The sequence below is a fragment of the Arthrobacter rhombi genome (assembly GCF_900163545.1).
Lineage (GTDB): Bacteria > Actinomycetota > Actinomycetes > Actinomycetales > Micrococcaceae > Arthrobacter_H > Arthrobacter_H rhombi_A.
Genome location: NZ_FUHW01000023.1, coordinates 71,314 through 82,469, shown reverse-complemented (window position 1 = coordinate 82,469; position 11,156 = coordinate 71,314). Strand labels below are relative to the sequence as shown.

Below are 11,156 nucleotides of genomic sequence, written 5' to 3'. Positions count from 1 at the left end.
AGGACGTGGACATCGTCCTCTACCCGGAGGACTTCGAATTCGATGCCGCCTCCGACGAGACGATCAAAACCAACAACCAGGCCAAGACCATGGTGAACACCCTCACCAACTGGCTCATCGAGCAGGAAGACCGTGAAGAGGCCGAGGAAGCCGGTACCCGGACCCCTGCCTCGCGGCGGCTGCATCTGCACTTCCTGCACGCCCCGGTGGAGATCACCGGAAACAACGGGGCCGTCGAAGGCATCCGATTCGAACGCCAGGAACTCGATGGCACCGGAAACGTGCGCGGGACCGGGGACATCGTGGACTACGACGTCCAGGCCGTCTACCGGGCCATCGGCTACTTCGGCTCCGCCCTGCCCGACCTGGCTTATGACGGCAGCAACGGGGTCATCCCCAACGCCGGGGGACGGGTCCTCGACGAGGCAGGAGGCCACGTTTCCGGACTGTATGCCACCGGGTGGATCAAGCGCGGTCCGGTGGGCCTGATCGGCCATACCAAGGGAGATGCCCTGGAAACCATCACGCTCCTGCTTCAGGACCTCGACAACCTTCCGACCGCCGTCGTCCCGGAGCCCGCGGAGGTGCCCCGACTGCTCGCCGCCCGTGGAGTGGAATTCACTGACTGGGCCGGATGGATCGCCCTCGATGCCCATGAACGGGCACTGGGGGAGGCCGCCGAACCCGTCGTCACGGCGGCGGGGCCGGCGGCCCGTGAACGCATCAAGGTCGTCGACCGCGGGGCCATGGTCGAAGCCTCCACCGGCGAGCGCCAGGGCAGTGACGTGGGGGCCTCTGTCTAAGCTCGCCCGGCTAGGAGGAGGCGGGATGGAGCCGCGGCGTGGGATTGGCCAGGACGAACTCGAAGCCGATGTCTTCGGGATAATCGAAGTCGGCATTGGCCACCACGACCCGCTCCATCGACACCTCCCGGATGCTGACCTTGACCCGTTCGGCCTGGTTGTCGACATCCAACCACCAGTCCTCGGCCAGATACCCCAGGCCCGGCTCCTCGAGGCGGGCCTCGGCCGCGGTCAGCTCCATGGCCGCCTCGAGTTCGTTCCATAACAGGTCGATGGGCACGAATCCCTCTTCCGTCATCTTCAGGTAGCCCAATTTCTCGTTGTCGGATTCCCTCGTATGCGGAAACACCACGTCTTCACTCATGCAGCCACCCTAGCGGGGCGGCAGAGCGGGGGAAATGGCCGCGACGGAAACCCCGCCCAGCGGCGCGGCCCCACGGCCGGTCCCGCGGGGGAGAAGTAGCCTCAAGGCATGACCGCCGTAACCCCGAAGCCGCCCCTGGACGAGTCACGGCCGGCAGAGATTGCCCACCGGTACGCAGGAACCGTCGCCCCGGCAGCCGCCGGTGGCTTCGTCTTTTTGATCCTGCGCATCTTCGCCGTCTCCGGCTACGACTGGGACACGGCCTTTGCGGTCAGCACGACGCTGGGTTTGAGCGATGGTCTGGCACTGCTGTTCGGTTCGCTGATGGCAGGCCACCTGCTGGTGACCTACCTGATGATCGTGATCCTGCCCTTATTGCTGGCCACCTATGTGTGGTCCCCGCTGGGCCGGCGACCGGTGGTGCTCTTGGCTACCACGCTGGCGTTGGTGACGCTGGCAGCGCTGACCGTATCCTTCGAGGTCTGGTGGCTTCCCGTCGCCGTGGCCGCCGTCTTCGGGCTCTTTGCCTTGATCCGGATGCTTTCCTCGAAGAACCCGGTGCGCCGGGCCTTTGCCAAGGCCATGGCGAGCGTGGGGTGGGTGTCCGGGATCTCCCTGCTCCTGGTGGCCGCTTTTGTCCAGACCCCCTGGGTTCCGTTGGAGCACATCGAAACCACCGGCGGTCCGCTGACGGCCTACGTGCTCAGCGTCGATTCGGGCTACCTCAACCTGCTCACGGAGGACCACGAGTTCGTGATCGTGAACAGCGGGGACGTTATTTCGCGTAAATAGCGGTCCCTGCGCGGTCAGGGTCCGTCGGGCTACCGGTCCGGTTCATCCGGGACGTTGCCCTGAACCCAATCCATGTACCTGGACAGTGAGGACTCCACCACCGGTTTGGCCCCCTGCTCGATGACGGCGAAGGCACTGTATATCCGGTCATAGTCATAGGCCGTGGTGGCCTCCAGGATCCGGCGGATGGAACGGGCCGGCAGCGGAATGTTGTTCGGATAACTGCGCATGGCGCTCACCGAGGCCCGGTCGGCGCCGATCTGGATCGTGTCCCCGCTGAGCATGGTGCCCTTCCCAGCGGCCCCCGTAGCCCAATGGACGACCGAACTGCCCGCGAAATGGCCGCCGCATTGGATCATTGTCAATCCTGGGAGCACCTCATGCACCCCCGACCACAGCTCAATGACCGGGTCGGGCCTGCGAATCCACGCCCGGTCCGCCGACGCCACCCACACCGGGGCCCGGTTGAAGGCATGGCTCCACTGGATGGAGGCCCCGGTCAGATGGGGATGACTCGCGGAGATGGCATCCACCCCTCCCAGCTCCTGCACCGCCGCGAGGGTCTCCTCATCGAGATACCCGGGCGGCTCCCACAACAGGTTCCCCTCGTCCGTACACACCAGCAGCCCCCGCTGGCCGATCGCCAACCGTGGGGACACGGACAACCCGTGCAACCCCGGTTCAAGCGGTTCGACGTGCATCCGGTGGCCGTCGGCCGAGAGCTCCAGCTGGTGGGTCCACCGCTGCCCGGTGGCCGGTACATATTGCCTCGCGTCCAGACAGATGGCGCAGGACGACGGCGGGGCCTCGGTGTCGGGATGCTCGATGCCGCAGGTTGCACAGATCCAGATGGTCATGGACACCATTCTTCGGTGCTCGACCGGTGACACGTCAAGGGTTCGCCGGGCGGAATCCGAGGCCGGACTATCATCGGTGACATGTCCGAACCCCGCCTTTCGCAGACCATCAACCAGCCAGCCGACCAGTTTTTCTCCGGCGGGCCAATTCTGACCATGGACGCGCGGAAGCCGCGAGCCCAAGCAGTGGCAGTCCGTGATGGGCTTATCCTCGCAGTGGGTTCCACCGAGGAGCTCTCTGGGCTGATCGGTGCCGGGACCGAGCAGATCGACCTGGAGGGCAGGGCGTTGCTGCCGGGATTGATCGACCCCCATATGCATTCCTCCATGGTGCAGTTGGCCGACTGGACCGATATCAGCCCCATGACTCGTCCCACGGCGGACGAGGTCTTCACCGCTCTGCGCCAGGCCGTCCCTGCCTCGACGGGCTGGGTTCTGGCGCAGCAATTTGATCCGAGCATCACCGCCGGCCACCCGGTGCTGGACCGCTATGTTTTGGACCGCCTGGTCCCGCACGCTCCGGCGCTGGTGTTGGAAAGCAACGGGCATATCGCCTACGTCAACTCCGCCGCCCTGGCCCGGGCCGGTATCGACCGGCATACCCCGGATCCGCCGGCGGGCCGCTATACCCGCGATGCCCAGGGTGAGCCCACCGGCCGGCTGGAAGAATCCTCGGCCCTGGCCGCCTTCGGTGCGGGGCTTCCCTTCGCCACCGGTGCTGGCTTGGCCGGCAGGATTCGCGAGCTGCTGTGGCAGGCAGCCGGCCAAGGGGTCACCTTGCTGCACGACTGCGGGATCGGTTCCATCGACGGCACCTCGGATCTGGACGTCCTGCGCACTGTACTCGACGCCGATTCACCCGTCAGATATCGGGGCATGCTGGTCTCGAGCTGCTATGACGACTGGATGGCCAAGGGAGTGCGCCCGGGCGACGGGGACGACCTGTTCCGGGTTGACGGCATCAAGGCGTGGTCGGATGGGTCCAACCAGGCAGGCACCGGATTCCAACGCGAACCCTATCTCGGCAAGAGCAGCCGAGGGGCCCTGAACCATTCGCCCGCGGAACTGGCGGCCGTGGTGTCCCGGGCCCACCGTGACGGTTGGCAGATCGGCGTCCACGCCAACGGGGACGCGGCCATCGACACGACCCTGGACGCCTTCGAACAAGCGCTGGCCGCCCACCCGCGGAGCGACCACCGGCACCGGATCGAACACTGCAGCCTCACCCGTCCGGAACATATTGCCCGCATGGCGGCAGCAGGGGTTTCACCATCGTTTCTCATCGGACATGTCAGATGGTGGGGCCAGGCGTTCCGCGAGCGGTTGCTGGGCCCCGAACGCACCAACTTCTACGACCCCTGCGCCTCGGCGCTGGCCGGTGGCCTGCGCATCTCGCTGCACAGCGATTGGAACGTCACCCCACTTGAGCCGCTGCGCTACGTGCAGGATGCGGTCACCCGGATCATGGCCGAAGGAGGCGGGGTCCTGAACCCGGACGAGCGCATCAGTGTTGAAGCAGCCCTGCGGGCCGTGACCATCGACGCCGCCTGGCAATGCCGGGCCGATGACGTGACCGGATCGATCGAAACGGGGAAGTACGCGGATCTGGTGTTGCTTGAAGAGGATCCGACGGCGGTGGATCCCACACGGATCCAGGACATCGCCGTCGCACAAACCCGCCGGGGCGGGATCGTGCGATTCGCGTAGGGTTCGCCGAGCCTGTGGTCCGGAGTGGGGTTCTTCGGGATACTGAGGGCATGAGGAAGAACCCCGGGGGCAGTGGATCCTGGACCCGGCGTCCAGGGTCCTCCTTCGAATCGGCGGTGTATGGGCTCATCGTGGTCTCCGCCATGCTGATCGTGATGGGCCGTTATGCCAACACGTCGGCGGAGAATTTCTTCAAGGTGCTCGGCACGGTCGTCGTCTTCTGGGCGGCCCATCTCTTCGCTGTCGCCGTAGCGCACCTGAACCAGAGCGAACCGGGCCAGGCAACTTTTCGCGGCGAGATCGCCCATGCCTGGCGCCATTCGGTGGGGTTGCTCTTGGCGGCCGTCATCCCACTGGGCATCCTGTTGCTGGGTGTCCTCGGGGTGCTCAGCGACGAGGTGGTCCTGTGGACGGCACTATGGGTCAACGTCTTCCTGCTCGCCGTGGTGGGATATCTGTCGTCGCTGCGCTGGGCCCCCACCGTATGGACTCGTCTCATGGTTTCCGGGTGCACGGCACTTCTGGGGCTGCTGGTCGTCGGGTTGAAGGTCTTCCTCCATTGAAGCCGGCCAGCCCAGACAAAGAAGGACCTGTGCACCACGACCAGATCGCGATTGACGTTCCCACGGTCCAGTCCTTGATCCGTCAACAGTTTCCACACCTGATGCGGGAACCCGTCAGCTATCTTCCAAGCACGGGAACCGTCAATGCCATCTTCCGCGTCGGCGATCTGTTGGCTGCACGCTTTCCGCTCCGCCGCACCGACCCGGACGAGCTGGCCGAATCCCTGCGTGCCGAAGCCGGTGCCATGAGCGAGCTCGCGGGGCCCAGCCCTGTTCCCACACCAACCTGCGTCGGCCTGGGCCGGCGCGGCGATTCCTACCCCCTGCCGTGGACGCTCCAAACGTGGATTCCCGGTAGCGTCGCGACTCCCTCCGGCCTTGCGGGCTCGATTCGGTTCGCCGACGATCTCGTCCGACTCATCCTGGCCCTGCGGAAAACCGACAGACACGGCCGTACCTTCAGCGGCGGCGGCCGCGGGGGAGACCTCCCCGATCACGACGGCTGGATGGAGCACTGCTTCGAAAAAAGCGAGGGCCTGCTCGACGTTGCCCGTCTGCGTTTGATGTGGGGCTCATTCCGTGAACTTCCGGCTGGCGGTGAAGACGTCATGAGCCATGGCGATCTGATCCCGGCCAACCTTCTCGTGGACGGGGAGCGCCGGCCCGCAGCATGAGCGCACCACCGCCCTGGTATCCGCTAGACTGGAAGCACCAGCAACGACCCGGCCATCACCGGTGAGCTTCCGGAAGAACGGTCAGCCCCCGTGCAGACCCAGTAGAACCGGGCGGTTGGGCGCGTGAAAGCCCAGTGCGAGCGGTTCGCGCGGCCCTCCTGTCAGGTGGGCCCGCGGACAAGCGGGGTGGTACCGCGAGAACCGGCAACCGAATGCCGGGAATCGTCCCCGCATCGAGAACACCAGACGTTGTCAGACAACGTCGAACCGATGCCAGGACTGCCGCTGATGAGTTTGTACCCCAAGGCCTCCACCGATCCGCAGAACGTCACGCCCGCCTCGCCGCGGTTCCCCGAGATCGAGGAACGCGTGCTGAAGTACTGGGAAGACGACCAGACCTTTCAGGCCTCCATCGACGCCCGACCCGCAGGGGCTGACGGGGCCAACGAATTCGTCTTCTATGACGGCCCTCCCTTCGCCAACGGCTTGCCGCACTACGGACACCTACTCACCGGCTACGTCAAGGACCTCGTCGCGCGCTACCAGACCCAGCGAGGCAAGCGTGTGGAACGCCGCTTCGGCTGGGATACCCACGGACTGCCCGCCGAACTCGAGGCGATGAAGCAGCTCGGGATGACGGATAAGCAGCAGATCGAGGCCATGGGCATCGACAAGTTCAACGACGCCTGCCGTTCCTCGGTGATGAAGTACGCCGGTGAATGGCAGGAATATGTCACTCGGCAGGCCCGCTGGGTAGACTTCGACAACGACTATAAGACGCTGAACGTCGACTACATGGAATCGGTCCTCTGGGCCTTCAAGCAGCTGCACACCCAGGGCCTGACCTATAACGGCTACCGGGTGCTGCCGTATTGCTGGAAGGACGAGACGCCGCTGTCCAACCACGAGCTGCGCATGGACGAAGACGTCTATAAGGACCGCCAGGACCAGACCGTCACGGTCACCTTCGGCATCCTGGCCGGGGAAAGCAAGATCTCCCAGCAGCTGGCCGGCACCCAGGCGATCGCCTGGACCACCACGCCGTGGACGCTGCCCACCAACCAGGCTCTCGCCGTGGGACCCGACGTCTACTACGTCGTCGTTCCCGCGGGCCCCGCAGGAACCAGCGCGGCGGGGGAGTCCTTCATGCTGGCCTCGGACCTGCTCGGCGCCTACGCCAAGGACCTCGGGTACGACGACGCTGCTGCCGCGGCCGAAGCAGTCACCGCCACCTACCAGGGGTCCGAATTGGAGGGGCTGGAATACGAGCGGCTCTGGGATTATTTCGCCGATGACGAGACCTACGGCACCGCCAAATCTTGGCGGATCCTGGTCGCCGACTACGTCACCACCACCGACGGCACCGGCATCGTCCACCAGGCCCCCGCCTATGGCGAAGAGGACCAGAAAATCTGCGAGGCCAACGGAATCCCCGTCGTGCTCTCGGTTGATGAGGGCGCCAAGTTCCTGCCGCTCTTCGCCCAGGGCCCGCTGTCCCAGATCGCCGGCGTGCAGGTCTTCGACGCGAATAAGGCCATCATTTCCGACCTGAAGTCTTCCGGTCGGTTGGTCCGCCAGGCCAGCTATGTGCACTCCTACCCGCATTGCTGGCGTTGCCGGACCCCGCTGATCTACCGGGCCATCTCCTCCTGGTACGTCGAGGTCACCAAGATCAAGGCCCGGATGAGCGAACTGAACCAGGACATCAACTGGATCCCTTCCAATGTGAAGGACGGCCAGTTCGGCAAATGGCTGGAGAACGCCCGCGACTGGTCGATCTCCCGCAACCGCTACTGGGGCAGCCCGATCCCCGTCTGGGTTTCGGATAACCCCGACTACCCACGCACCGATGTCTACGGTTCGCTGGCCGAAATGGAGGAGGCCTTCGGTCGCCTGCCGTTGAACCACGAGGGCGAGGTCGACCTGCACCGCCCGTTCATCGACGAACTCACCCGGCCCAACCCGGACGACCCCACCGGGGCCTCCACCATGCGCCGGGTCGAGGACGTCCTGGACGTCTGGTTCGACTCCGGCTCCATGCCCTATGGGCAGGTGCACTACCCGTTCGAGAATAAGGACTGGTTCTCCACCCACCACCCCGCGGATTTCATCGTCGAATACATCGGACAGACCCGCGGCTGGTTCTACATGCTCCACGTGCTCTCCACCGCGCTCTTCGACCGCCCGGCCTTCCGCAACGTCATCAGCCACGGGATCGTGCTGGGCTCTGACGGACAAAAAATGTCCAAGTCGTTGCATAACTTCCCCGACGTCAACGAGGTCCTGGACCGTGACGGTTCCGACGCGATGCGCTGGTTCCTGATGTCCAGCCCCATCCTGCGCGGTGGCAACCTCGTGGTCACCGAACAAGGCATCCGTGACGGAGTCCGCCAGGTCATCCTCCCGCTGTGGAATGTCTACAGCTTCTTCACCCTCTACACCAACTCCGCGAACTCCGGGGCCGGCTATGAGGCGAAGCTGCGCCATGACGGGTACACCGACACCCTGGATCAGTACCTGTTGGCCAATACGGGGGACCTCGTCTCCGAGATCGGCACCCGTCTGGACGCCTACGACGTCTCAGGGGCCTGCGACGCCTTGAGGTCCTACCTGGATATGCTCACCAACTGGTATGTCAGGCGTAGCCGCGACCGCTTCTTCGCCGAAGATACCGACGCCTTCGACGCCCTGCACACCGCGTTGGAAGCCCTCTGCCGGGTGGCCGCCCCACTGCTGCCGTTGGTGACCGAGGAGATCTGGCGTGGTCTCACCGGTGGGCGTTCGGTCCACCTGACCGACTGGCCCGAAACCGGCACCTTCGCCGCCAATCCCGAGCTCGTCGCCCGCATGGACAGGATCCGGCAAGTCTGCTCAACCGGTTCGAGCCTGCGCAAGGCAGCCAAACTGCGGGTGCGCCTGCCGCTGCAGGAACTCACCGTGGTCGTTCCCGCCTCCTCCGAGCTGGAATCCGGAACCGAGGTCATCGCCGACGAACTGAACCTGCGCCATGTCCGGCTGGTCGACGCCGCCGACGCCTCCCCGGAGGAATTCGGGATCGAACAAAAACTCGTCGTGAACGCCCGGGCCGCAGGACCCCGGCTGGGCAAGAACGTCCAGGTAGCGATCAAGGGCTCCAAAACGGGCAACTGGTCGCTCACCGACGGCGTCGTCACCTCGGGTGGGCTGGCGCTTGAAGAAGGGGAATACACCCTGGAAACGGTGGTCGCCGACGGGGACGACGGCGGATCCACCGCCGTCTCGATGCTCCCCGGCGGTGGTTTCGTGGTCCTGAACACCGACGTCACCGCCGAACTGGAGGCCGAAGGCACCGCCCGCGATATGGTTCGTTCGATCCAGCAGGCCCGTAAGGATGCTGACCTGCACGTCAGCGACAGGATCCTGACCACCATCAATGCCCCGCAGGACATCATCGATGCCCTGCACGCCAACGCCGAACTGGTCAAGCACGAAACCTTGACCATCGATCTGGAACTGATCCCCGGCGATGTCGACACCACCATCTCGGTAGAACGGACGGTTGCCTGAATGAGCCCCGACCATGACGAGTTCTCGGTCCAAAGCGTCTATGCCGAGCTGTTGGGCCGCGCGCCCGAAAATAAGATGGAACCACGGATGGAACCGATGTTCCGGGCCATGGAGGTCCTCGGCGAGCCCAACAGGGCCATGCCGATCATCCATCTCACCGGAACCAACGGTAAAACCTCCACCGCACGGATCATCGAACAACTGGTCCTCGCCCACGACCTGCGGGTCGGCAGGTACACCAGCCCGCATCTGGCCAGTGTGACCGAACGCATCAGCATCGACGGGGAACCGGTTTCCGATGAGGACTTCGTCCGTAATTGGGATGAAATCCGCCCGTTTTTGGCCATCGTCGACGCCGAACTGGAGGAGGCGGGGGAGAACCCGCTGACCTACTTCGAAGCATTGACGATCCTGTGCTTCGCGGTCTTCGCCGACGCACCCGTGGACGTCGCCGTGATCGAGGTGGGCCTGGGGGGCATCACCGATGCCACCAATGTCGGCGACGGACAGGTTTCGGTGGTGACCCCGATTTCCCTGGACCACACCGACCTGCTCGGGGACACCGTCCACGACATCGCCCTGGAAAAGGCCGGCATCATCAAGCCCGGCGGCTTCCTGATCTCCTCGGCCCAGGAACCCGAGGCGGCCCAGGTGCTGCTTGAAAGGGCCCGCGAACTCGAGGTCCCCTTCCGTTTCGAAGGCGTGGAATTTGGTGTGGAGTCCCGCCGGCTGGCCGTCGGCGGACAGGCACTGACCATCCAGGGCATTGCCGGACGGTATGAAGATCTGGCCCTGCCCCTACACGGAGCCCATCAGGGCCAGAACGCGGCCGTGGCAGTGGCCGCGATGGAGGCCTTCCTCGGCGGCGGGGAGCAGGCACTGGAGGAAGACCTGGTCCGGATGGCGTTCGCCAATGTGTCCAGCCCCGGCCGGCTCGAACTGGTGCGCTCGGCCCCCACCGTCCTGGTCGACGCCGGACATAACCCCGCGGGTCTGGCCGTCTCGGCACAGGCGGTGAAGGAGGCCTTCGATTTCAGTGCCCTCGTACTCGTCGTGGGGATCCTGCAGGAAAAAGATGCACGGGCGATGCTCGATGAGCTGTACGTCCAGTACGGGGACCTCGTCCACGGCATCTGCCTCACCCAGTCCACGTCCCCCCGGTCCATCCCGGCCGCCGAACTGGGCGAACTGGCCTTGAAGGCCGGGTTCAATGACCAGGACATCCACGTCAGCGATCGTCTCGACGATGCCTTGGAATGGGCGATCGGCCACGCCGAAGCCACCGAGGACCTCACCGGTGGCGTCCTGATCACCGGATCGATTACCGTCGTGGGCGAAGCACGCACCCTGTTAGGAAAGTAAGCAGAACATGGCACGCATGACCAAAGCCCAACGCGCCTGGCGCCCCGGGATGAAAAAGAAGCGCCGCTCGACACGGGTGCTCTTTGCCTCCACCGTTCTGGTGCTCGAAGCCGGCGTCGCCCTGTTCGCGACGCTGGCCGTCTTCGGCCTCTACCGGGACACGATCGACCCCCTGCTGATCTTTTTGACCGGTGGGTGGATCATGGCCGTGTGCATTATTGCGTGCGCTTTCCTGAACAAACCCCTGGGCTACTGGATCGGATGGATCGTCCAGATCCTGCTGATCCTGCTCGGGTTCGTGGATGCCTCCATGTTCTTCATCGGGGTCCTGTTCGCCTTGTGCTGGTGGTATGCCGTCACCAAGGGCAGGTCCATCGACCTGGAGAACGCCGAACGGGACCGGCTGCAAGCCGAATGGGAAGCCGCGAACCCCGAGCCCGAAACCGACCACTAGACTGGTCATAGATCCCCGCACCACAGAAGGAGCA

Annotated in this window: 9 protein-coding genes and 1 pseudogene; 8 read left to right on the top strand and 2 right to left on the bottom strand. The window is 64.9% G+C overall.

What is annotated here, in order from left to right; translation table 11 throughout:
* Positions 1–803: pseudogene (locus FM101_RS06135) on the top strand (pyridine nucleotide-disulfide oxidoreductase); the annotation flags it as partial.
* A gap of 10 nt (positions 804–813) precedes the next feature.
* Here the strand turns inward: FM101_RS06135 and FM101_RS06130 are convergent.
* A complete protein-coding gene (locus FM101_RS06130; RefSeq protein ID WP_086996971.1) occupies positions 814–1,167 on the bottom strand; it encodes a hypothetical protein in 354 nt (117 codons plus the stop codon).
* 108 nt (positions 1,168–1,275) lie between these two features.
* Between FM101_RS06130 and FM101_RS06125 the strand changes: the two genes are divergently transcribed.
* Entirely contained in the window at positions 1,276–1,959 is a 684-nt protein-coding gene (locus tag FM101_RS06125) for a hypothetical protein (protein ID WP_086996968.1), read from the top strand.
* 29 nt (positions 1,960–1,988) lie between these two features.
* Here the strand turns inward: FM101_RS06125 and FM101_RS06120 are convergent, their stop codons facing one another.
* The gene (locus tag FM101_RS06120; RefSeq protein ID WP_086996966.1) at positions 1,989–2,816 is read right to left on the bottom strand and encodes a hydrolase; all 828 of its coding nucleotides are present in this window, start codon (positions 2,814–2,816) and stop codon (positions 1,989–1,991) included.
* An 81-nt stretch (positions 2,817–2,897) separates the two neighbouring features.
* Between FM101_RS06120 and FM101_RS06115 the strand changes: the two genes are divergently transcribed.
* The 6 genes from FM101_RS06115 (at position 2,898) to FM101_RS06095 (ending at position 11,122) form a co-directional block, all read left to right on the top strand.
* Positions 2,898–4,523 carry an amidohydrolase gene (locus FM101_RS06115; protein WP_086996964.1) on the top strand — a complete coding sequence of 542 codons (1,626 nt, stop codon included), beginning with the start codon at positions 2,898–2,900 and terminating at the stop codon, positions 4,521–4,523.
* Between the two features lie 50 nt (positions 4,524–4,573).
* Entirely contained in the window at positions 4,574–5,086 is a 513-nt protein-coding gene (locus FM101_RS15715; protein WP_158225911.1) for a hypothetical protein, read from the top strand.
* Positions 5,087–5,115: 29 nt separating this feature from the next.
* A complete protein-coding gene (locus FM101_RS06110; protein ID WP_179204255.1) occupies positions 5,116–5,760 on the top strand; it encodes a phosphotransferase in 645 nt (214 codons plus the stop codon).
* Positions 5,761–6,048: 288 nt separating this feature from the next.
* On the top strand, positions 6,049–9,306 hold the full coding sequence (gene ileS / locus FM101_RS06105) for an isoleucine--tRNA ligase (RefSeq protein ID WP_086996958.1): 3,258 nt from the start codon (positions 6,049–6,051) through the stop codon (positions 9,304–9,306).
* Complete coding sequence (locus tag FM101_RS06100; RefSeq protein ID WP_086996955.1) at positions 9,307–10,668, top strand: bifunctional folylpolyglutamate synthase/dihydrofolate synthase; 1,362 nt, start codon at positions 9,307–9,309, stop codon at positions 10,666–10,668. It abuts the gene before it with no gap.
* 7 nt (positions 10,669–10,675) lie between these two features.
* Positions 10,676–11,122, top strand: coding sequence for a DUF4233 domain-containing protein (locus FM101_RS06095; RefSeq protein ID WP_086996952.1), 447 nt, complete (start codon positions 10,676–10,678; stop codon positions 11,120–11,122).
* Positions 11,123–11,156: the final 34 nt, after the last annotated feature.

What these genes read in the sequence shown, in the direction of transcription:
- FM101_RS15715 (WP_158225911.1), top strand. Translation starts at nt 4,574, where the DNA reads ATGAGGAAGAACCCCGGGGGCAGTGGATCCTGGACCCGGCGTCCAGGG.
- FM101_RS06100 (WP_086996955.1), top strand. Translation starts at nt 9,307, where the DNA reads ATGAGCCCCGACCATGACGAGTTCTCGGTCCAAAGCGTCTATGCCGAG.
- FM101_RS06115 (WP_086996964.1), top strand. Translation starts at nt 2,898, where the DNA reads ATGTCCGAACCCCGCCTTTCGCAGACCATCAACCAGCCAGCCGACCAG.
- FM101_RS06130 (WP_086996971.1), bottom strand. Translation starts at nt 1,167, where the DNA reads ATGAGTGAAGACGTGGTGTTTCCGCATACGAGGGAATCCGACAACGAG.
- ileS (WP_086996958.1), top strand. Translation starts at nt 6,049, where the DNA reads ATGAGTTTGTACCCCAAGGCCTCCACCGATCCGCAGAACGTCACGCCC.
- FM101_RS06125 (WP_086996968.1), top strand. Translation starts at nt 1,276, where the DNA reads ATGACCGCCGTAACCCCGAAGCCGCCCCTGGACGAGTCACGGCCGGCA.
- FM101_RS06095 (WP_086996952.1), top strand. Translation starts at nt 10,676, where the DNA reads ATGGCACGCATGACCAAAGCCCAACGCGCCTGGCGCCCCGGGATGAAA.
- FM101_RS06120 (WP_086996966.1), bottom strand. Translation starts at nt 2,816, where the DNA reads ATGACCATCTGGATCTGTGCAACCTGCGGCATCGAGCATCCCGACACC.